This is a genomic window from Streptomyces sp. NPDC058701, assembly GCF_042715295.1.
Classification (GTDB): domain Bacteria; phylum Actinomycetota; class Actinomycetes; order Streptomycetales; family Streptomycetaceae; genus Streptomyces.
In genome coordinates this window covers 13,015-34,542 of sequence record NZ_JBHXSY010000020.1, presented here as the reverse complement: position 1 = coordinate 34,542, position 21,528 = coordinate 13,015, and the positions used below count along the sequence as shown (strand labels likewise).

At 72.4% G+C, this 21,528-nt stretch carries 14 protein-coding genes; 10 read left to right on the top strand and 4 right to left on the bottom strand.

The window, feature by feature from the left end; genetic code table 11:
• The first annotated feature begins 107 nt into the window (after positions 1–107).
• Both ACFWW8_RS21840 and ACFWW8_RS21835 read left to right on the top strand, forming a co-directional pair.
• Positions 108–593: a DUF485 domain-containing protein gene (locus ACFWW8_RS21840; protein WP_386530606.1), complete on the top strand. Its 486-nt coding sequence runs from the start codon at positions 108–110 to the stop codon at positions 591–593.
• The gene (locus ACFWW8_RS21835; protein WP_386530605.1) at positions 590–2,182 is read left to right on the top strand and encodes a cation acetate symporter; all 1,593 of its coding nucleotides are present in this window, start codon (positions 590–592) and stop codon (positions 2,180–2,182) included. Before ACFWW8_RS21840 ends, ACFWW8_RS21835 begins: the two co-directional genes overlap by 4 nt.
• Positions 2,183–2,283: 101 nt before the next feature.
• On the opposite strand, the gene ACFWW8_RS21830 is transcribed toward ACFWW8_RS21835, so the two are convergent.
• Positions 2,284–3,009, bottom strand: coding sequence for a response regulator (locus ACFWW8_RS21830; protein WP_386530604.1), 726 nt, complete (start codon positions 3,007–3,009; stop codon positions 2,284–2,286).
• Positions 3,006–4,622 (bottom strand): ATP-binding protein, encoded by a 1,617-nt coding sequence (locus ACFWW8_RS21825; protein WP_386530603.1) that lies wholly within the window; start codon positions 4,620–4,622, stop codon positions 3,006–3,008. Before ACFWW8_RS21825 ends, ACFWW8_RS21830 begins: the two co-directional genes overlap by 4 nt.
• A gap of 216 nt (positions 4,623–4,838) precedes the next feature.
• Between ACFWW8_RS21825 and ACFWW8_RS21820 the strand changes: the two genes are divergently transcribed.
• The 6 genes from ACFWW8_RS21820 to ACFWW8_RS21795 all read left to right on the top strand — a co-directional run bounded on the left by ACFWW8_RS21820 (position 4,839) and on the right by ACFWW8_RS21795 (position 15,233).
• Positions 4,839–8,846 carry a discoidin domain-containing protein gene (locus tag ACFWW8_RS21820; protein ID WP_386530602.1) on the top strand — a complete coding sequence of 1,336 codons (4,008 nt, stop codon included), beginning with the start codon at positions 4,839–4,841 and terminating at the stop codon, positions 8,844–8,846.
• A gap of 190 nt (positions 8,847–9,036) precedes the next feature.
• Complete coding sequence (locus ACFWW8_RS21815; protein WP_386530601.1) at positions 9,037–10,047, top strand: LacI family DNA-binding transcriptional regulator; 1,011 nt, start codon at positions 9,037–9,039, stop codon at positions 10,045–10,047.
• Between the two features lie 211 nt (positions 10,048–10,258).
• Positions 10,259–11,656 carry an ABC transporter substrate-binding protein gene (locus ACFWW8_RS21810; protein ID WP_386530600.1) on the top strand — a complete coding sequence of 466 codons (1,398 nt, stop codon included), beginning with the start codon at positions 10,259–10,261 and terminating at the stop codon, positions 11,654–11,656.
• A 97-nt stretch (positions 11,657–11,753) separates the two neighbouring features.
• Positions 11,754–12,662, top strand: coding sequence for a carbohydrate ABC transporter permease (locus ACFWW8_RS21805; protein WP_386530599.1), 909 nt, complete (start codon positions 11,754–11,756; stop codon positions 12,660–12,662).
• A 29-nt stretch (positions 12,663–12,691) separates the two neighbouring features.
• Positions 12,692–13,567, top strand: coding sequence for a carbohydrate ABC transporter permease (locus ACFWW8_RS21800; protein ID WP_386530598.1), 876 nt, complete (start codon positions 12,692–12,694; stop codon positions 13,565–13,567).
• 58 nt (positions 13,568–13,625) lie between these two features.
• Positions 13,626–15,233 carry a glycoside hydrolase family 13 protein gene (locus tag ACFWW8_RS21795; protein WP_386530597.1) on the top strand — a complete coding sequence of 536 codons (1,608 nt, stop codon included), beginning with the start codon at positions 13,626–13,628 and terminating at the stop codon, positions 15,231–15,233.
• Positions 15,234–15,360: 127 nt separating this feature from the next.
• Here ACFWW8_RS21795 and ACFWW8_RS21790 read toward each other — a convergent pair whose 3' ends face one another.
• A complete protein-coding gene (locus ACFWW8_RS21790) occupies positions 15,361–16,587 on the bottom strand; it encodes a citrate synthase (RefSeq protein WP_386530596.1) in 1,227 nt (408 codons plus the stop codon).
• A 69-nt stretch (positions 16,588–16,656) separates the two neighbouring features.
• Here ACFWW8_RS21790 and ACFWW8_RS21785 point away from each other — a divergent pair, with 69 nt between their 5' ends.
• Together ACFWW8_RS21785 and ACFWW8_RS21780 are read left to right on the top strand one after the other, a co-directional pair.
• Complete coding sequence (locus ACFWW8_RS21785; protein WP_386530595.1) at positions 16,657–17,805, top strand: citrate synthase; 1,149 nt, start codon at positions 16,657–16,659, stop codon at positions 17,803–17,805.
• 14 nt (positions 17,806–17,819) lie between these two features.
• Positions 17,820–19,037 (top strand): CobW family GTP-binding protein, encoded by a 1,218-nt coding sequence (locus tag ACFWW8_RS21780; protein WP_386530594.1) that lies wholly within the window; start codon positions 17,820–17,822, stop codon positions 19,035–19,037.
• A 351-nt stretch (positions 19,038–19,388) separates the two neighbouring features.
• Here the strand turns inward: ACFWW8_RS21780 and ACFWW8_RS21775 are convergent, their stop codons facing one another.
• Positions 19,389–21,455: a restriction endonuclease gene (locus ACFWW8_RS21775; protein ID WP_386530593.1), complete on the bottom strand. Its 2,067-nt coding sequence runs from the start codon at positions 21,453–21,455 to the stop codon at positions 19,389–19,391.
• Between the last annotated feature and the right edge of the window lie 73 nt (positions 21,456–21,528).

Genomic DNA, 21,528 nt, shown 5'->3' with positions numbered 1-21,528 from the left:
CCATCACCTGATGGAGTGAAGAGCGCCGGGACACCAGTCCGGAGAGCGGCCACTCGACACATCCTTGGGAGTACGCGGCCAATGCGGCGGCGGACAAGGAGAGTTCGGTGGACAAGCACGCAGGTCGCGATGCCGGAACGGTCCGGCTGGACGACCCCTGGTACGACGCGCTGGCCGTCGGCTGGGGCGAGGGTGAAGAAACGTCCCCGCCGACTCCGGCCCCCGGAGGCCGGCCCGCGCCCGGCGCATCCGACATCTACCTCGAAGTGCAGCGGAGTGCCGCCTTCCAGGAGGTCCGCAGCCGCTACCGCAGGTTCGTCGTCCCCGCCACCGCCGGCTTCTTCCTCTGGTACGTGGCCTACGTGGTCGCCGCCACCGCGGCGCCCGGCCTCATGGCCCGGCCCGTGGCGGGCGCGGTCAACGTGGCCATGCTGGCGGGGCTCGGGCAGTTCCTCAGCACCTTCCTGCTGACCTGGGCGTACGCCCGGCACGCGCGGCTGCGCCGGGACCGGGCCGCCCTCGACCTGCGCTGGACCGTCTTCGAGCAGGAACGCGGCCAGGAGCGCAGCCGGGCGAGGGGAAGCGGCCGGTGACCACCGAACACCAGACGCTCGCGCTGATCCTCTTCAGCCTCTTCATCGCCGTCACCCTGGGCATCACCACCTGGGTCAGCCGGAACCGGCACGGTTCGGCGGAGGAGTTCTACGCGGGCGGGCGCCTCTTCTCGCCCATGGAGAACGGATTCGCCATCGCGGGCGACTACATGTCCGCCGCCTCCTTCCTGGGCATCTCCGGACTGATCGCCCTCTTCGGCTACGACGGCCTGCTGTACTCGGTGGGCTTCCTCGTCGCCTGGCTGGTGGTGCTGTTCCTGGTCGCCGAACTGGTCCGCAACTGCGGCCGCTTCACCCTCGCCGACGTGGTCGCCGCCCGGATGAGCGAGCGGCCGGTGCGGATCGCGGCCGGCACCTCCTCCGTCGTCGTCTCGGTGCTCTACCTCGTCGCGCAGATGGTCGGCGCGGGCAGCCTGGTCGGCCTGCTGCTGGGCAACTCCAGCGCCGCGGCCCGCACGCTGACCGTGATCGGGGTCGGCGCGCTGATGGTGGTCTACGTGTCCTTCGGCGGCATGCGGGCCACCACCTGGATCCAGATCGTCAAGGCCGTGCTGCTGATGGGCGGGGCGATCACCCTGACCGTGCTCGTCCTGCTCCGCTTCCACGGCAACTTCGACCAGCTGCTCACCAGCGCCGCCGACCGCAGCGGGCACGGGGCGCGCTTCCTCGGCCCGGGACTGAAGTACGGCGGCGACTGGACGGCCCGCATCGACTTCATGAGCCTCGGCCTCGCGCTGGTCCTCGGGACCGCCGGGCTGCCGCACATCCTGTCGCGGTTCTACACCGTGCCCACCGCGCGGGCGGCCCGCCGGTCGGTGGTCTGGGCGATCGGCCTCATCGGCGGCTTCTACCTGATGACCATCGTGCTCGGCTTCGGAGCCGCCGCGCTGGTGGGACCCGACGCGGTGCGGGCCTCCAACGCCTCCGGCAACACGGCGGTGCCGCTGCTGGCCGCCTTCCTCGGCGGGGGCGCCGGATCCACCGGGGGCGCGGTGCTGTTCGCCTTCGTGGCGGCCATCGCCTTCGCGACCATCCTCGCCGTCGTCGCCGGGATCACCCTGGCCTCGTCGGCGTCCGTCGCGCACGACCTGTACGCCTCCCTGAAGCGCCGGCACGCCCGGCAGCGCAGCGAGGTGTCCGTGGCCCGGGCCGCCGCCGTCGGGATCGGGGCGGTGGCGATCGCCCTCGGACTGCTCGCCCAGGACCTGAACGTGGCCTTCCTGGTGGGGCTGGCCTTCGCGGTGGCCGCGTCGGCCAACCTGCCGGTGCTGCTGTACTCGCTCTTCTGGCGCGGGTTCACCACGCGGGGCGCCGTCTGGTCGGTGTACGGCGGGCTGGTTCCGGCCGTACTGCTGGTCCTGGTCTCGCCGGTGGTGTCCGGCAGCCCGGAGTCGCTCTTCCCCGGGGTGGACTTCCAGCTCTTCCCGCTCCAGAACCCCGGGATCGTCTCGATCCCGCTGGGCTTCCTCGCGGGCTGGCTGGGCACGGCCGCGTCGGGCGAGGAGCCCGACGAGAGGCGGCACGCGGAGACCGAGGTCCGAGCCCTGACGGGTGCCGGGGCGGTCTGAGCCGGCCGGGCCGAGCGGGCGGGGCCCGCGCCGGGAGGCCCACACCGGGTCGGGCCCCGTCCGGGCCGGTCGGTTCGGGGTGCCGGCAGGCGGGCGGGGGCTCAGGCGCCCTCCGAGGGCAGCCAGGTGTAGCGGTGCTCGGGGCGGCCGGTCTCGCCGTAGCGCAGGGCGAGGGTGACGCGGCCGGCGCGGTCCAGGAGCTTCAGGTAGCGCTGGGCGGTCTGACGGCTGATGCCCGCGCGGTCGGCGATCTGCTGGGTGGACAGCGGGCCGTCGGCGGAGCGGAGCACCCTGCGGACCAGGTCCGCGGTGGTGGGGGAGTGGCCCTTGGGGAGTTCGTTGGGGGATCCGGCGGCGGCCAGGGCGCCGAAGATCCGGTCCACCTCGTCCTGCTCGGCCTCGCCCCCGGTCTCCAGGGTGCGGCGCAGGGCCCCGTACGCCTCCAGCCGGCTGCGGAGGCCCGTGAAGGTGAAGGGCTTGACCAGGTACTGGAGCGCGCCGAGGCGCATGGCGGCCTGCACCGTCGTCAGGTCACGGGCGGCGGTGACCATGATCACGTCGGTGCCCTGGCCGCGTTGGCGCAGGTGGCGCACCAGGTCGAGGCCGTTCTCGTCCGGCAGGTAGTGGTCGAGGAGGATCAGGTCCACCCGGCGGGAGGCGAGGAAGGCGAGGGCCTCGGCGGCGGAGTGGACCTGCGCGGCCACGCGGAAGCCCGGCACTTTCGCCACGTACGCGGCGTTGATGCGGGCGACGCGCACGTCGTCGTCGACGACGAGTACGTCCAGTGGGTCCGGTCCGTTCAAGCCGCCGCCGGCGGTCCCGGTCATCGCAGCGCCTCCGGGAGGACGACGGAGAACTCGGCCCCGCCGTCCGCCGCCGCGCCGGCCCGGGCGCTGCCGCCCTGCCGCTCCGCGAGGCGGCGTACGAGGGCGAGGCCGAGCCCGCGCTCGCGGTGGGCCCTGGGCTGCTTGGTCGACCAGCCCTCGGTGAAGATCTCCTCGCGGCGTGCGGCGGGGACGCCGGGTCCGCTGTCGCGCACCCGCAGCACGGCGGAGCGGCCTTCCGCGCGCAGTTCCACCTCGACCAGCGGCTCCGCCGAACCGGCGGCGGCGTCCAGGGCGTTGTCGACGAGGTTGCCGACGATCGTGACGAGGCCGCCCGGGTCGACCAGGCGGTCGGGGAGGAGGGTGGCCGCGGCCAGCCGCAACGGGACACCGCGTTCCGCCGCCACGGTCGCCTTGCCCACGAGGAGGGCGGCCAGCAGCGGGTCGTGCACCTTCTCGGTGACCTGTTCGGCGGTGGTCCGGTGTACGTCGGCGACCTCGGTGACGAACTCCACGGCCTCCTCGTGCAGGCCCAGCTCCAGCAGGCCGAGGAGCGTGTGCAGCCGGTTCGCGTGCTCGTGGTCCTGGGCGCGCAGGGCGTCGATCAGGCCCCGGGTGGAATCGAGCTCGCGGCCGAGGTGTTCCAGCTCGGTGCGGTCGCGCAGGGTGGCGACGGCGCCGCCGTCCTCGGTGGGCATCCGGTTGGCGACCAGGACCAGCGGGCCCTGGACGGTGAGGAGGTCCCGGCCGGAGACCCGGCCGGAAAGGACGTCGGCGGTGCGGCCCGTGCCGAGTACCTCGTCGAGCGGGCGTCCGGCCAGGGAGGCGGCGGAGTCCGGAGCGAGGCCCAGCAGGCGGGCGGCCTCGTCGTTGACCAGCCGGACCCGGCCGTTCCGGTCGAGGGCGATCACGCCCTCCCGGATGGAGTGCAGCATCGCCTCGCGCTCCGCGAGGAGGCCGGCGATGTCCGAGAAGGCCAGGTCCCGGGTCTGCCGCTGGATCCTGCGGGACAGCAGGCAGGCGGCGAGGGCGCCCACGGCCAAAGCGCCGCCCGCGTAGGCGAGCAGGCCGGGGATGGCTCCGAGCAGCCGGTCGCGGACGCTGTCGTAGGCGATGCCGACCGAGACGGCGCCGACGATCTCGCCGTCCGCGGCGACGAGCGGAACCTTGCCTCGGGCGGAGCGGCCCAGGGTGCCGTCGTCGATCTCCATGACCTCGCGGCCCGCCAGTGCGTCGGCTGGGTCGGTGGAGACGGGCAGCCCGATGCGTTCGGTGCTGGGGTGCGAGCGGCGGATGCCGTCCAGGCCGAGGACGACCACGTACTCGGCGCCGGTCGCCCGGCGGATCCGTTCGGCGGAGGCCTGGACCGGGCCGTCCGCCGAGGGCCCGGAGCCGAGGAGGTCGGCGGCCAGCGACGGGTCGGCCGCCGCGCTCTGCGCGATGGCCAGTGCGCGCCGCATGGCCTGGTCGTCGAGCTGGGCGCCGAGCGGGGCCAGGAACAGCCCCGTGGCCAGCACGACGACCCCGCCGGCGATGGCCAGCTGGGTCAGCAGGATCTGGGAGACCGCCCGTCTGGGCAGCCCGAGGCGCCGAGCGCTCAGGAGGTGGAACCGCATGAGGAGCAACGGTAGGTCGGCTCGGGCACCAGCGGAATTTCCAAGCTGCACGCAAATCACTTGCGTGATTTGCGTGCAGCTTGCGCAAGAGATGAAGCCGTGAAAGTGCGGTCAGAGCAGTAGACGAGTCAGCAAAGCTCTGCAACTCTCGCACCGCACGACGCAAATTCCTATCTCACCTGGTTCAGAAAACTCATGCCTGAGGGGCGAGGACATATGAGAAGGCTCCATTGGAGAGGGCGGGTCCTGGCCGCCGTCATCAGCACCGCCCTGTTGATGATGGGCTGGCCCGCCCTGACCGCCGCAGCCGCCGGTGGTCCGAGCATCGCCGCGGGTCGGCCCGCGGCCGCGAGCAGCACCAACGGCGCGTACACCGCCGCCAACGTCACCGACGGCAACCAGTCGACGTACTGGGAGAGCGCGGGCGCCGCCCTCCCGCAGTGGGTGCAGACGGATCTCGGCGCCACCACCCGCGTCGACCAGGTGGTGCTCAAACTGCCCGCCGCCTGGGAGAGCCGCAGCCAGACCCTGTCCGTCCAGGGCAGCGCCGACGGCGCCGGCTTCAGCACCCTGGTCAACTCGGCGGCCTACACCTTCGGCCAGGGCAGCGGGAACACGGTGACCGTCACCTTCCCCGCCGCCCAGACCCGCTACGTGCGGATCAACATCACCGCCAACACGGGCTGGCAGGCCGCGCAGCTCTCCGAGCTGGAGGTCCGCGCCCCCGGTGACTCCTCCACCAACCTGGCCCTGGGCAAGACCCTGACCGCCAGCAGCCACACCCAGGCCTACGTGCCGGCCAACGCCAACGACGGCAACGCCGCCAGCTACTGGGAGAGCGTCAACAACGCCCTGCCCCAGTGGATCCAGGCCGACCTCGGCTCCTCCGTCCGCGTCGACCGGGTCGTCCTGCGGCTGCCCGAGGGCTGGGGCGCGCGCACCCAGACCCTGAAGATCCAGGGCAGCGCCAACGGCTCGGACTTCACCGACCTCACCGCCTCCACGGCCTACGCCTTCGCCCCGGCCGGCGGCAACACGGTGTCCGTCACCTTCGACGCCGCCACGACCCGGTACCTGCGCGTGCTGATCTCGCTCAATTCCGTCCAGCCCGGCGGCCAGCTCTCCGAGCTGGAGGTCTACGGTCCGCAGACCGGTGACACCCGGGCCCCCTCGGCTCCGTCCGGTCTGGCCCTGACCGAGCCCGCCACCGGCCAGGTCAAGCTCACCTGGCAGGCGTCCACCGACAACGTCGGCGTGACCGGCTACGACGTGTACGCCAACAACCAGCTGCGCACCAGCGTCGCGGGCGGCGTGACCACCTTCACCGACACCCAGCCGACCAGTGCCACGGTCACCTACGTCGTGCGCGCCAAGGACGCCGCGGGCAACCGCTCCGGCGACAGCAACTCCGTCACCCGCAACGGCGCCGGGGGCGGCGGCTCCAACCTGGCCGTCGGCAAGCCCATCGCCGGCTCCTCCGTGATCCACACCTTCGCCGCGGAGAACGCCAACGACAACAGCACGGCCACCTACTGGGAGGGCGCGGCCGGCGCGTATCCCAGCACCCTCACGGTCAAGCTCGGCGCCAACGCCGACACCGACCGCGTCGTCCTCAAGCTCAGCCCGGACAGCTCCTGGGGTCCCCGCATCCAGAACATCCAGGTCCTCGGCCGCGAGCAGAGCTCCCAGGCCGTCACCAGCCTGGTCGCCGCCAAGGACTACGCGTTCGGCCCGGCGTCCGGGAACACCGTCACCATCCCGCTGACCGCCCGCGTCGCGGACGTCCAGCTGCGGTTCACCTCCAACACGGGCTCCTCCAACGGGCAGATCGCCGAGTTCCAGGTCATCGGCGTTCCGGCGCCCAACCCCGACCTGGTGGTCACCGCACTGAGCGCGGCTCCGGCGGCCCCGGTCGAGTCGGACGCCGTCACCCTGTCCGCGACCGTCAAGAACGCCGGCCCGGCTCCGGCCGCGGCCACCGCCGTCACCTTCCAGCTCGGCGGCGCGAAGACCGCTGCCGCCGCCGTGCCGGCGCTCGCCGCGGGTGCCTCGGCCACCGTCACCGCCGCCATCGGCCCTCGCGACGCCGGTACGTACCCGCTGAGCGCGATCGTCGACGAGGCGAACACGGTCGTCGAGCAGAACGACACGAACAACACCTTCACCGGACCGCCGCTGCTGGTCCGCCCCGTCGACAGTTCCGACCTCGTCGCCTCGGCCGTGACCTGGTCGCCGAGCGCCCCGTCCGCGGGTCAGCCGGTGAACTTCGCCGTCACCGTCCGCAACCAGGGCACCGTCGCGGCAGCCGCCGGAACGCACGAGATCACCCTCACCCTGCTGGACGCGGGCGGCGCCACCGTGCGCACGCTCACGGGCTCCTTCAGCGGCGCCCTCGCCGCCGGCGCCTCCACCGCCCCGATCGCGCTCGGCAGCTGGCCGGCCGCCAACGGCAAGTACACCGTCAGGACGGTCCTCGCCGCGGACGCCGGCGAGCTGCCGGTCAAGCGCGGCAACAACACCTCCACCAAGCCGTTCTTCGTGGGCCGCGGGGCGAACATGCCCTTCGACATGTACGAGGCCGAGGACGGCGTCGTCGGCGGCGGAGCCGGGGTGGTCGGCCCCAACCGGACCATCGGCGACATCGCGGGCGAGGCTTCGGGCCGTAAGGCGGTCAGTCTCGACGCGACCGGCGAGTTCGTGGAGTTCACCACCCGGGCCGCCACGAACACCCTGGTCACACGGTTCTCCATCCCGGACGCACCGGGCGGCGGGGGCATCGACTCCACGATCAACGTCTACGTCAACGGCGTGTTCAAGAAGACGCTCCCGCTGACCTCCAAGTACGCCTGGCTCTACGGGGCCGAGGCCTCCCCGGGCGACTCGCCCGGCTCCGGCGCCCCCCGTCACATCTACGACGAGGCGAACATCCTGCTGGGCGAGACCGTCCCGCAGGGCAGCCGGATCCGCCTCCAGAAGGACGCGTCCAACACCTCCGTCTACGCGATCGACTTCGTGAGCCTGGAGCAGGCCGCCGCGATCCCCAACCCGGACCCGGCGACCTACGCCGTGCCGGCCGGCCAGACCCACCAGGACGTGCAGAACGCCCTGGACAGGGTCCGGATGGACACCACCGGCAAGCTCGTCGGCGTCTACCTGCCGCCCGGCGACTACCAGACGGCCAGCAAGTTCCAGGTGTACGGAAAGGCCGTGCAGGTGGTCGGAGCCGGGCCGTGGTTCACCCGCTTCCACGCCCCCTCGACCCAGAACAACACCGACATCGGGTGGCGCGCGGAGGGCACCGCGAAGGGCTCGTCCTTCTCGGGCTTCGCCTACTTCGGCAACTACACGTCGCGCATCGACGGCCCCGGCAAGGTCTTCGACTTCGCCAACGTCTCCGACATCACCATCGACAACATCTGGAACGAGCACATGGTGTGCCTGTACTGGGGCGCCAACACCGACCGGGTCACCATCAAGAACTCCCGGATCCGCAACATGTTCGCCGACGGCATCAACATGACCAACGGCAGCACGGACAACCTCGTGACCAACAACGAGGCGCGGGCCACCGGGGACGACAGCTTCGCGCTGTTCTCCGCGATCGACGCGGGCGGCGCGGACATGAAGAACAACGTCTACGAGAACCTGACCACGATCCTGACCTGGCGCGCGGCGGGCGTCGCCGTCTACGGCGGCTTCAACAACACCTTCCGCAACATCCACATCGCCGACACCCTCGTCTACTCGGGCATCACCATCAGCTCGCTGGACTTCGGGTATCCGATGAACGGGTTCGGGACCGATCCGACGACCTTCGAAAACATCTCGATCGTCCGGTCCGGAGGCCACTTCTGGGGCGGGCAGACCTTCCCGGGGATCTGGGTCTTCTCGGCCTCCAAGGTCTTCCAGGGCATCCGGATCAACAACGTCGACATCGTCGACCCGACGTACAGCGGAATCATGTTCCAGACGCAGTACGTGGGAGGTCAGCCCGTCAACCCGATCAAGGACACCATCCTGCGGGACATCACCATCACCGGTGCGAAGAAGAGCGGTGACGCCTTCGACGCGAAGTCGGGCTTCGGCCTCTGGGCGAACGAGATGCCCGAGGCGGGGCAGGGTCCCGCGGTCGGCGAGGTCACCTTCCACAACCTGAGGACGAGCGACAACGCGGTGGACGTGCGGAACACGACGTCCACGTTCAGGATCAACCGGCTGCCGTGACCGGACCCGGGCGGGACGCCCTTCCGGGGGCGCCCCGCCCGTTGCTCCCACCCGTACAACCCGGTCCGGCCGGGCTGCACCGGCGTCCGCGGGCCCCGAGCCCGGCCCCTTCCGGGCCGGGCTCGCGTGCGGCAAACTGGTTGTAATCGAACTGCAAGGAACTTGCATTTCTTGCGCTACTCTTGCGCTCATGACGCGACGACTTGCTCAAGTGGCGAAGAAGGTGGGAGTCAGCGAGGCAACGGTCAGCCGGGTGCTCAACGGCAAGCCGGGCGTCTCGGAGGCGACCCGACAGTCCGTGCTCACCGCCCTGGACGTCCTCGGGTACGAGCGTCCCACCCAGCTGCGCGGCGAGCGGGCCCGGCTGGTCGGGCTGGTCCTGCCCGAGCTGCAGAACCCCATCTTCCCGGCGTTCGCCGAGGTCATCGGCGGCGCCCTGGCCCAGCAGGGCCTGACGCCGGTGCTGTGCACCCAGACCACCGGCGGGGTGTCCGAGGCCGACTACGTCGAGCTGCTGCTCCAGCAGCAGGTGTCCGGCGTCGTCTTCGCCGGAGGCCTCTTCGCGCAGGCCGACGCCCCTCACGAGCACTACCGGCTGCTCTCGGAGCGCAAGGTTCCGGTGGTGCTGATCAACGCCTCCATCGACGACCTCGGGTTCCCGTGCGTGGCCTGCGACGACGCGGTCGCGGTCGAGCAGGCCTGGCGCCACCTCGCCTCCCTCGGGCACGAGCGGATCGGCCTGGTGCTGGGGCCGCCCGACCACATGCCCTCGCTGCGCAAGCTGGTCGCCGCCCAGGCGGTGGTCGCCGCCGCCGGCGCCGAACTGCCCGCCGCCCACGTGGAGCGGACCCTGTTCTCGCTGGAGGGCGGCCACGCGGCCGCGTCCCGGCTGCTGGACCGCGGGATCACCGGCATCATCTGCGCGAGCGACCCGCTGGCCCTGGGGGCCGTACGGGCCGCCCGCCGCCGGGGCCTGGACGTGCCCCGGGAGGTCTCCGTGGTGGGGTACGACGACTCCGCGTTCATGAACTGCACCGAGCCGCCCCTGACCACCGTCCGGCAGCCCATCGAGGCCATGGGCCGGGCCGCGGTCGAACTGCTCACCGCGCAGATCCAGGGGGCCGCCGTGCAGCCCGGAGAACTGCTCTTCGAGCCGGAGCTGGTGGTCCGCGGCTCCACGGCGCAGGCTCCGCGCCGGTAGGGCGCGCAGGGCCCGTACGGCCCCCACGTGAAGCGACCAGGGCTTCGGACCGTCCACGGACGGTCCGAAGCCCTTTGTGCGTCCGGCGTCCGACGTTCCACTGTCAATGACTTACGAAATCTGCGCGAGATATTGCGTTCATCTGTGGGTGGTGGTTGAGTGTGCCGCGCTCGCCCCACGCCTCCTGCCCGATGCTCGAAGGGGTCCACCGATGAGAACCAACGTCCGCCGCAACGTCGCGGCCGCCCTCGCCTGCACGCTCGCCGTCACCGCCCTCGCGGCCTGCGGCACGAGCAGCAGCGGCGACGACAAGCCTCAGGCCGGCGGGAGTTCGGCCGACGCCACCACCCCGCTCGACCCGAAGGCCAAGGTCACCGTCTCCATCGACTGCATGCCGCCCGCGGCCAAGGCGGCCGAGCTCAAGGAGTGGAAGGAGGACGTGGCGGAGTTCAACAAGACCTACCCGAACGTCACCATCGAAGGCCGCTCCACCCCCGGCCAGTGCCTGGAGCCCCCGCGCTTCACCGCGATGCTCAAGGCCAAGTCCCAGCCGGACGTGTTCTACGCCTACTTCACCGACCTCCAGCAGGTGCTGGACAACGACGGGGCGCAGGACATCTCCGCGTACGTCACCCCCGCCTCGGTCCCCGCGCTCGGCGACATCGACAAGAGCGTGATGGACGTCCTCAGGCGAGACGGCAAGCTCTACGGCGTCCCCACCAGCAACTACAGGATGGGCCTGCTGGTCAACCGCGGGCTCTTCCAGCGAGCGGGCCTCGACCCCGACAGCCCGCCGCGCTCCTGGGAGGAGGTCCGGGCGGCCGCCAGGAAGATCGCGGCCCTCGGAAACGGCGTCGCCGGCTTCGGCGAGTACAGCGTCGAGAACACCGGAGGCTGGCACTACACGGCCGCCATGTACGGCCTCGGCGGCGACATCGTCGGCGCCGACGGCAAGGCGGCCTTCAACAACCCCACGGGCCGGCAGATCGTCGACAACCTCCGCGCCATGCGCTGGGAGGACGACACCATGGGCAAGACCCAGCTGCTCAAGTGGGGCGACCTGCAGAAGCAGATGGCCTCGGACAAGCTCGGCATGTTCCTCGCCGCACCCGACGACATCACGTACATGGTCCAGCAGCTCGGCGCCAAGTACGACAACTTCGGCATGGGCCCCATCCCCGGCGGCGCGGCCACCCTGGCCGGCGGCAACGGCTACATGATCAAGAAGGGCAGCTCGCCCGACAAGGTCAAGGCCGCCATCGCGTGGCTGAACTTCAAGACCCTCACGATCGGCAAGGGCCAGTTCCAGTACGACCGGAGCAAGGCCGACGGCCTGCCGGTGGGTCTGCCCCAGCCCGCCTTCTTCACCGGCGCGGGCAAGATCAAGGACGACGAGCTGAAGGCGGCGAGCGCCACCATGCCGGTCGCCAACTTCAAGCCCTTCCTGGACAACCCGGTGCCCGGCAAGGCCGAGCCGCCGAAGGCGCAGGAGGTCTACAAGGTCCTCGACAAGGTGATGTCGGGCGTCCTCACCAACAAGGACGCCGACCCCGCCCAGCTCCTCGGAGACGCGGAGAAGGCGGTCAACCAGGTGCTGGGGAACCAGTAGCGGCCCGGGTGGGTCCGGCGGTGAGCCTCCCCGCCCCCCGGTCCCACCCGCCCCACCTCCCCCCAGGCGGCGACGATCCACCAAGGAGCGAGCGGCGATGTCGGCCCCCACCCTGCCCCGGGACTCCCGCGCGGAGTTCCTGCGGGCCTTCAAGCGCAACCTCACGGCCCACGGCTTCCTGATCGGCGCCGTCCTCTGCTTCTCCTTCTTCTCCTGGTACCCGATGGTCCGGGAGTTCCTGCTGGCCTTCCAGAAGACCGAGGGCGGCGCCACCCGCTGGGTCGGCTGGGACAACTTCCGCTACGTCTTCGCCGACCCGAACGTCTGGCAGGCCTGGCGCAACACCCTGCTCTTCACCGGGCTCGCCCTGCTCTTCGGGTTCCTGGTCCCCTTCGTGGTCTCCCTCGTGCTGAACGAGTTCCGCCACGCGCAGGGCTACCTGAGGCTGCTCGTCTACCTGCCGGTGATGATGCCGCCGGTGGCCTCGATCCTGCTCTTCAAGTACTTCTACGACCCCGGCTACGGCCTCTTCAACCGGGCGCTGGAGTTCCTGCACCTCCCGCCCCAGGACTGGCTCCAGTCCACCGACACCGCGATGCTCTCGGTCGTCATCGCCTCCACCTGGATGAACATGGGTGGAGCGACCCTGATCTACCTGGCCGCCCTCCAGAGCGTCCCGGGTGAGCTGTACGAGGCCGCCGAGCTCGACGGGGCGGGTCTGCTGCGCAAGATCTGGCACGTCACGATCCCGCAGACCAAGCTCATCCTCTCGCTCATGCTGCTGATGCAGATCATCGCGACGATGCAGGTCTTCGTCGAACCCTTCCTGCTGACCGGCGGCGCCGGCCCCGAAGGCTCGACCACGACCGTCGTCATCCTCATCTACCAGTACGCCTTCAGCTTCAACCAGTACGGCGGCGCCGCGGCCCTGGGCCTGTGCCTGCTCGTCCTGCTCGCGGGCTTCTCCGCCCTGTACGTCCGCCTCAGCCGCGACAACGAGAACTGACCGGGAACCCGCCGGGGGGAGCACTTCACATGGCAGAGCGCACGCTGATATCGCCGGCCCAACTCGGCCGCACTCGGGGCAGGATCCTCTACTGGACCGTCCTCGTCCTGGTCGTGGCCGGCTTCACCCTCGTCTTCCTCGGCCCCCTCTACTGGATGGTCGCGGGCGGCCTCAAGAGCACCGAGGAGTTCGCCCGGGTCCCGCCGACCCTGGTGCCCGACTCCCTGCACACCGCCAACTACGAAGCCGCCTGGAAGGTGATGGACCTCGCCAAGCTGCTGTTCAACACCCTCTACTACGCCTTCGGCGCCCTCGCCTTCCAGCTCGTCCTCGACGTGGCCGCCGCCTACTCGCTGTCCCGGCTGCGGCCCGTCTTCGGCAAGGCCGTGCTCGGCATGATGCTGGCGACCCTGATGATTCCGGCGACCGTCCTCGTCGTACCGCAGTACCTCACGGTCCTGGACATGCCGATCATCGAGCGGAACCTGCTCAACACGCCTTGGGTGATCTGGCTGCCGTCCGTGACCAACGCCTTCAGCATCTTCCTGCTGAAGCGGTTCTTCGACTCCATCCCGCAGGAGATCCTCGACGCCGCCGCCATCGACGGGGCGAGCGCCCTGCGCATCCTGCGCTCCATCGTCCTGCCGATGTCACGGCCCATCCTCGGGGTCGTGTCGATCTTCGCGATCGTCGGCGTCTGGAAGGACTTCCTCTGGCCCATGCTGACCCTTCCGGACCCCGCCCTGCAGACGCTCAACGTCGGCATCTACTCGCTGGCCTCGGGCGTCCCCGAGAACCACCTCATCGCCGCACTCGCGATGGCATCGGCCCCCACGCTCGTCATCTTCCTGATCTTCCAGCGCAACATCATGAGCGGCCTGACGGCGGGCTCCCTCAAGGGCTGACCACCCCGAGCCCCAGCTCCGCCGCCGCGCCCGGCCGCCCCCGCGAAAGGACCCCTCCGTGGCTGACTTTCCCCTGCCCCGACCCGCCGCCGACTGGTGGCGCACGGCCGCCATCTACCAGGTGTACGTACGCAGCTTCGCCGACGGCGACGGGGACGGCACCGGTGACCTCGCAGGCGTCCGGGCCCGCCTCCCGTACCTCGCCGACCTGGGCGTGGACGCACTGTGGTTCACCCCCTGGTACCTCTCCCCGCTCGCGGACGGCGGCTACGACGTCGCCGACTACCGCACCATCGACCCCGCCTTCGGCACCCTGGCCGAGGCCGAGAAGCTCATCGCCGAGGCCCGCGAGCTGGGCATCCGCACCATCGTCGACATCGTCCCGAACCACGTGTCCGACCAGCACGCCTGGTTCCGGGCCGCCCTCGCCGCCGGCCCCGGCAGCCCGGAGCGGGAGCTGTTCCACTTCCGCCCCGGCCGCGGCGAGCACGGCGAACTGCCGCCCGGGGACTGGCCCTCGCAGTTCAACGGCGCCGACACCTGGACACGGGTGCCGGACGGGGAGTGGTACCTGCACCTCTTCACCCCGCAGCAGCCCGACCTCAACTGGGACCACCCGGCCGTGCGCCGGGAGCACGAGGAGGTGCTGCGGTTCTGGTTCGAGCGCGGGGTGGCCGGCGTACGGATCGACTCCGCGGCCCTGCTCGCCAAGGACCCCGCCCTGCCCGACCTGGCGGGCCGCCCGCCCGAGCCCTGGCCGGGCGAGATCCACCCGTACATCGACCGCGACGAACTGCACGCCGTCTACCGCTCGTGGCGGGCCGTCGCCGACGACTACGGCGCGATCTTCGTCGGGGAGGTCTGGCTGCCCGACTCCGAGCGGTTCGCCCGCTACCTGCGCCCCGACGAGCTGCACACCGCGTTCAACTTCTCCTTCCTCAGCTGCCCGTGGGACGCGGAGCGGCTGCGCACCTCCATCACGGAGACCCTCGCCGAGCACGCCCCGGTCGGGGCCCCGGCCACCTGGGTCCTCTGCAACCACGACGTGACCCGTACGGTCACCCGCTACGGCCGTGCCGACACCGGATTCGACTTCGCGGCCAAGGCCTTCGGGACCCCCACGGACCTGGAGCTCGGCACCCGTCGTGCGCGCGCCGCGGCCCTGCTGACGCTGGCCCTGCCCGGCGCCGTGTACGTCTACCAGGGCGAGGAGCTGGGGCTCCCCGAAGCCGACGTGCCGATCGGCCGCATCCAGGACCCGATGCACTTCCGGTCCGGCGGCACCGACCCCGGGCGGGACGGCTGCCGGGTGCCGCTGCCCTGGACCGCCGAGCCCTGGAGCGACCCGTGGCTGCCGCAGCCCGCGGACTGGCCGGCGTACGCGGCCGACCGGCAGGACGGGGACCCGGACTCCATGCTCACCCTCTACCGCACCGCCCTGGGTCTGCGCCGCGCGGCGGGCGGCTTCGGCGGGGGCGGGCTGGAGTGGCTGCACGCGCCGCCCGGGGTACTGGCGTTCGCCCGCCCCGACGGGCTGCTCTGCGTGGCCAACCTGTCCCGGGAGCCGGTCCCGCTGCCGGCCCACACGAGCCTCCTGCTGGGCAGCTCCGCCCTTGACGACACGGGGCTGCTCCCGCAGGACACGGCGGTCTGGCTGCGGACCTGATGCCGCAGCCGGACCGCCGGCACCGTCAGCACCACCGGCCCGGGGCACGGGGTGCGGCGGGTGCCGAGGAGGCCGCGGGGCCGTGAGCCGCGGGTCCGGCGGGCGCGGGCCGGGGGGCCCGCGCACGTCACGGCATCGGCTGCGGCGGGCGCGGACCCTGGTACTGGCCGCTGAGCCGCATGCGCAGCGGCCGCTCCTCGTACTCCTCCAGCGCGTGGGCGATCCAGCCCGCCGTGCGCGCCACTGCGAACACGGTCTCCCCGGCCTCCGCACGCATCCCGTACGACACCGTCAGCACGGCCAGCGCCAGGTCCACGTTGGCGTGCAGCCCGGGTCTGCGGGCGGCGGTCACCGCCACCACCTCCCGGGCGGCCGCCAGCGCCGGCCCCGCCTGCGGCAGCGCCTCCAGGCGGGCGAACAGGGCGCCGGCCCGCGGGTCCTCGCCCCGGTACAGCCGGTGCCCGAGCCCCGGAACGCGCCGTCCCGCCCGCAGGTGGTCGGCGACGACGGGCGCGGCGCCGCCCCGCTCCAGCGCCTCGGCCAGCATCCCGTGCGCGAGCCGCCCCGCCGCACCGTGCAACGGGCCTTCCAATGCGCCGAGTCCGGCCGACACCACCGCGTACGGGTGCGCCCGCGCCGACGCGGCCACCCGTACGGCCAGGGTCGACGCGGCCAGGTCGTGGTCGATCAGCAGCCCGAGGGCCAGGTCGAGCACGGCCAACGCGTCCGGGTCGGGCTCCCGCTCCGTGAGCCGCGGCCACAACTGCCGTGCCGTGCGGCCGTCGCCGGCCCACTGCGCCCGCCCGAGCACCGGCAGGGCTCCGACCAGCATCGGGATCAGGCAGCGCGCGGAGCCGAGGACGGCCTCGGGGGAGAGGTCGAAGCGCAGCGGGTCCGAGACGGCGGCGGCGGCCGTCGCTACCCGCAGCCGGTCGATCGGCCCGCTGTGCCCGGGCAGCGCGGCCACGGCCCGGCGGGCGGCGGCCAAGGCGTCGGGCGGAGCGGTGAACCGCGCCCCGCGGGGCAGGGAGCCGGTCCAGAGCCACTCGGCGACCTCTTCGCAGGGGTGGGCCGAGGCGAGCTCCACCGCGTCGACGCCCCGGTAGTAGTACCGGTCGTCCTCGATGAGGGTCAGCGAGGTCCGGACGGAGAGTTCCCCCGCCGGGACCGCCGCCTCGCGCCTGCTGCGCCGGGCGAGCGCCTCCACCTCGTGCGCGTCGAAGGTGCTGCCGCGGCCCACCGCGTCCCGCCGGCTCGTGAGCTGGCCGCGGCTGACGTACGCGTACACGGTCGCGGGCTTCACCCCGAGCAGCTCCGCGGCCTGCCGGGTGGTGAGCCGTTGCGCTTCGTCCATGGCGGCACTCTATACACATTGATTCAATCAATATTGACAATGATTACATCAATCATCGATGGTCGATCCATGAACACCACTGTCGATGTACCCCGCGGTCTCGCGGGCGTCGTGGTCACCGAGACCGAAATCGGAGACGTCCGGGGCCGCGAGGGCTTCTACCACTACCGCCAGTACTCCGCCGTCGAGCTCGCCGGCAGCCGGGGCTTCGAGGACGTGTGGCACCTGATGTTCCGCGGCACGCTCCCGTCGGCCGCCGAGCGGGCCGCCTTCGCCGCCGAGACAGCCCCGCTGCGCCGGCTGCCCGCCGCGGTCCGGGACGCCCTGCCGGGGCTCGCCCGGGCCACCGCCCTCTCGGGCCCCCTCGCCGGGCTGCGAACGGCCCTTTCCCTGCTGGGCGCCTCCGCGGGCTTCCGCCCCGTCTACGACCTCGACCCCGGCCGCCGGGCCGCCGACGCGCTGGCCGCCTGCGCCGCCGTACCGACCCTGCTCACCGCCCTGCACCGGCTGGGGCAGGGGCAGGAGCCGGTCGAGCCGCGCGACGACCTCCCGTACGCCGCCAACTACCTCTACATGCTGACCGGCGGCGAACCCGACCCGGTCCGGGCCCGCGCGGTCGAGCAGTACCTCATCTCCACCATCGACCACGGGTTCAACGCCTCGACCTTCACCGCCCGCGTCATCGCCTCCACCGGCGCCGATGTCGCGGCCTGCCTGACCGGCGCCGTCGGCGCCCTCTCCGGACCGCTGCACGGCGGTGCCCCGAGCCGGGCCCTGGACACCCTGGACGCCATCGGCACCGTCGAGCGCATCGAGCCGTGGATCCGCGAGCGGGTGCTCGCCGGCGACCGGATCATGGGCTTCGGGCATCCCGTCTACCGCACCGAGGATCCGCGCTCGCGCATGCTCCGCGACCTCGCGCTGGGCTTCGGCGGCCCGCTCGTGGACTTCGCGGTCGAGGTCGAGCGCCAGGTCGAGCGGATCCTCGCCGAGCTCAAGCCCGGCCGCGAACTGCACACCAACGTGGAGTTCTACGCGGGCGTGGTCATGGAACTGTGCGGGCTGCCGCGCGCCATGTTCACCCCCACCTTCTGCGCGGCCCGCGTGGTCGGCTGGAGTGCGAACGTCCTCGAACAGGCCGCCGACTCGAAGATCATCCGTCCCGCCGCCCGCTACACCGGACCCCTCGCTCCCCAGCCGGTCCCGGCTGCGGACTGACTACGATCGACCGGGTGAACAGCAGCAGGCAGCCCGTCCCCGTCGTCGTCCTCGCCGGTTTCCTCGGCTCCGGCAAGACCACCGTGCTCAACCACCTCCTCGCCCACCGCGGAGGCACCCGCATCGGAGTCGTCGTCAACGACTTCGGCTCGATCGAGGTCGACGCCATGTCGGTGGCCGGCCGGCTCGGCGACTCGATGGTCTCCCTCGGCGGCGGCTGCCTGTGCTGCGCCGTCGACGGCAGCGAGCTCGACGCGTATCTGGAGAAGCTGGCGGCGCCCGCCCACCGCATCGACGTCATCGTCATCGAGGCGAGCGGACTGGCCGAGCCCCAGGAGATGATCCGGATGCTGATGGCCAGCGAGAACCCGGACGTCCGCTATGGCGGCCTGGTGCAGGTCGTGGACGCGGCGGAGTTCGACGCGACCCGTGGCAAGCACCCGGAGACCGACCGGCACCTGGCGGTCGCCGACCTGGTGGTGCTCAACAAGACCGACCGGGTGGACCCCGCCGAGCGGGCCCGGATCGAGGAGGTCCTCGACACGCTCTGCGCCCCGGGCACCCCGCGGATCGGCGCCGAGCACGGGCGGATCGATCCGGAGCTCCTCTTCGACCGCCGGCCGTGGACCGAGACCCGCGGACAGCTCTCCTTCGAGGACCTGCTCGCGGAGGCGGACGGCCCCGGACACGGAGCGGGCCGGGAGCAGGGCGGCGAGCAGGACCACGGGGACGGCCCCGAGCAGGAACACGCGCAGAGCCGCGCGCAGGATCCCGGTCACGTGCACGGCCCCGGGTGCGGCCACGGCCGCGCCGCCCACCCGCACGCGGCGTACGAGAGCGTCGAGTTCACCTCCCGCGAGGCCCTTTCCCCCCGACGGTTCATCGACTTCCTCGACCGCCGCCCGCCCGGCCTCTACCGGATCAAGGGCTTCGTCCACTTCGGGGTCCCCGGGCACGGGGAGCGGTACGAGGTCCACGCGGTCGGCCGCTTCCTCCGCTTCGCCCCCCAGCCGTGGGGGCGGGGCGAGGCGCGCCTGAGCCGGCTGGTCCTGATCGGCTCCGGCATCGACGCGGCCGGGCTGCTCCGCGACCTGGAGGCCTGCCGCGAGCCCGCCCCGCACGAGCTGGGCCCCGAGAGCATGTGGGGCGTGCTGCGGTACGTGGCGCGGCAGGGGCAGGAGCAGGAGGGGCACGAGGAGCAGGCACAGGAAGCCGAACGTACCGAGGAGTGACGGCGGCCGGCCGGGGTCCACCCCGCGGGCGGCGGCCGTGAGACGTGGGGACAGCCGTCCGTGTCACGGGGCGTCGGGCCCGCCCCGTCCCAAGATCGGCCACATCGGTCCGGTCGCCGACGCCCGGGCGGTCGCCCGCGAGGTGAAGCGGACCGCCGCGACCCGAACCGACCCCGGTCCCGGCGCGGTCCCGGCTCCCGTGCGGTCCCGGCGTCGGCCCCGCAGCGGGGGCCCGCAGCGCCGCGGCCGCGCCCGACTCCAAGGGGTGTTGTCGTCACGGTCGTTCCGTAAGCCCGAGGGCGGGCCGTGCGCCGTGCGGCCGCACGGCAGGAGCGAGTGTGACGACACCCCTCAGGCCACCTCGATGCCGTACTCCCGCAGGAGGTCCTCCAGGCCGCCCCGGTAGCCCTTGCCGCCGATCACGAAGTCCCAGTCGCCGTTCGCCCGGCGCCGGAACGAGCCCAGGACCAGAGCCGTTTCGCCCGCCCGGCCGTCGGAGACCTCCAGCCGGCCGGCCTCCGCGCCCGCCGCGTCGAGGAGCCGGATCCGGGCATCGGTGAACCCGGCCAGATCGCCGTGCGGATCGGCCTCCGGGTCCACGGCGGCCACCAGGACCAGCCGGTCGGCCTCCCGCGGCAGGGTGTCGAAGGACACCTCGACGGCCGCCTTGTCGGGCGCCGCGTGCGGGCGGGTGCGGACCGCACCGTCCGGGGTCCGCGGGTTGTTGAAGAAGACGAAGTGGTCCTCGCTCAGCACGCGGCCGCCCGTGCACACGAGCGCGCACACGTCCAGCGCCACCGAGCCCGACCAGGACATGCCGAGCACGTTGTGGTCGGCGGACGCCTCGGGTTCGGGCGCGCGCTGCGCCGGGACGCTCCCGCCCGTGCCCCCCAACCGCCCCCGCAGCCCGTACTGGTGCAGCAGCTCCACGAGCGCGTCGCCGGGAACCAGCTCCAGCGGCTTTCCGTTGGCGAAGGTGTACGACCCCGGCCCGAAGGTCGCGGTGGTGACGAGGACGCCCTTGTTCGCGCCCTTGTCCTGGACGGTGCCGTACAGGTCCCGGACCGCCGTGGGCGGCACCGTGTTGCGGTAGCGCTTGACCTGCACCACGATCCGCCCGCCCCGGATCGGGGCCGGGTCCAGCGCCTCGACGTCCACACCGCCGTCGCCCGACCGCTGCGTGGTCACCGCCTCCATGCCCATCGCCCGGAACAGCTCGGCGACCAGGTTCTCGAAGGCGATCGGGTCCATCGCGAACAGGTCCGGCTCGTCGTCACCGCCCGCGTCCCCGCCGTGGCTGACGACCCCTCCGCCGACCTCCTGCGGCCTGCGACCCGGACGTACGGCCGTCAGCTGGTCGGGCCGCGCCGACAACTGCCCCCGCAACCCCCCGACCAGGCAGTCCGCCGCGCTGACCTGTTCCAGCCGCAGCCCCGAGAAGGCGCTGCGCGGCGCCTGCGCGGTCGCGAGTACGAACTGCGCCCCGTGCCCCGTCACCGGATCGGGACAGTCCACGAAACCGTTGACGGCGACCGAGTCCAGCACGCCGAACTCGTCCGCCGCGTACAGCTCGCGCACGACCAGCAGCATGCACTGCGCCAGCAGGTCCCGGTACAGCGCCCGCCGCTCCGTCACCGGACGGGGCCTGACCTTGTCCTGGCCCGTGCTCGGCAGGTACTGCACCGACCTGGCCTCCGGCACCATCGCGTACGCGGGGAGCTCCCAGTCCAGGACCAGCTCGCGCGCGCCGGGGTCGTACGCCGCCGCAACCTGCCTCGGCAGCGCCTCGGGCCATGCCGTCGAGGCGTACAGGGCGGCCGAGAAGTACTCCACCACCGCCTCCGGATCACCGTCGCGCAGGGCCCCGGCCAGCTCCGCGAGCCCGCTGTTGTGCGCCCGGACACCGGCGAGCTGGTCCGCTGCCCACCGGTCGTACTGCTGCCGGTACGCGGCCAGCTCCTGCTGCCGCCGGCCCTCCGCCGCGTGCGCCGCCTGCCAGGCCTCGGAGTAGCGCGCGTGCGCCTCGCGCTCGGCCTGGGCCCGGTGGCCCGCCCCGGGGGTCCAGCCGCTGCTCTGCTGCTGGAACTGCTCGATCCGCGGCATCGGCACGGGGTGCGCGAGGGTCCCGGGGTCGAACGGCTCCAGCCGGTCGGGCCGCACCAGGTCGGCCATCCGGAAGGCCGGCGCCCTGCACCCCGCGACCAATAGCCCCTGCAGGGCCTCCACCTCGGCGTCGAGCCGGGCGGTCCGCCGCTGCGCCTCGGCCTCGCGGTGCTGGCGCTGGTTGCGCGCCGCCTCCCGCTCGTAGGTCCGCTGACGGCGTTCGGCCTCCCGCTGCTGGACCTGCAGCGTCTGCTGCCGACGGCGCTGCTCCTGCGCCCAGTCCCCGATCAGTCCGCTGCTCGATCGACGGCTCATCAGCTGTGTCTCCCCCCACCGCGTGCATCCGGGAAAACACTAGTCGGCGTGCGGGGCGTCCGGACCCGGTCCG

Bases quoted from the DNA above. Each gene is read 5' to 3' on its own strand.
- ACFWW8_RS21830 (WP_386530604.1), bottom strand. From the start codon at position 3,009: ATGACCGGGACCGCCGGCGGCGGCTTGAACGGACCGGACCCACTGGAC.
- ACFWW8_RS21825 (WP_386530603.1), bottom strand. From the start codon at position 4,622: ATGCGGTTCCACCTCCTGAGCGCTCGGCGCCTCGGGCTGCCCAGACGG.
- ACFWW8_RS21820 (WP_386530602.1), top strand. From the start codon at position 4,839: ATGAGAAGGCTCCATTGGAGAGGGCGGGTCCTGGCCGCCGTCATCAGC.
- ACFWW8_RS21815 (WP_386530601.1), top strand. From the start codon at position 9,037: ATGACGCGACGACTTGCTCAAGTGGCGAAGAAGGTGGGAGTCAGCGAG.
- ACFWW8_RS21810 (WP_386530600.1), top strand. From the start codon at position 10,259: ATGAGAACCAACGTCCGCCGCAACGTCGCGGCCGCCCTCGCCTGCACG.
- ACFWW8_RS21805 (WP_386530599.1), top strand. From the start codon at position 11,754: ATGTCGGCCCCCACCCTGCCCCGGGACTCCCGCGCGGAGTTCCTGCGG.
- ACFWW8_RS21800 (WP_386530598.1), top strand. From the start codon at position 12,692: ATGGCAGAGCGCACGCTGATATCGCCGGCCCAACTCGGCCGCACTCGG.
- ACFWW8_RS21790 (WP_386530596.1), bottom strand. From the start codon at position 16,587: ATGGACGAAGCGCAACGGCTCACCACCCGGCAGGCCGCGGAGCTGCTC.
- ACFWW8_RS21785 (WP_386530595.1), top strand. From the start codon at position 16,657: ATGAACACCACTGTCGATGTACCCCGCGGTCTCGCGGGCGTCGTGGTC.
- ACFWW8_RS21775 (WP_386530593.1), bottom strand. From the start codon at position 21,455: ATGAGCCGTCGATCGAGCAGCGGACTGATCGGGGACTGGGCGCAGGAG.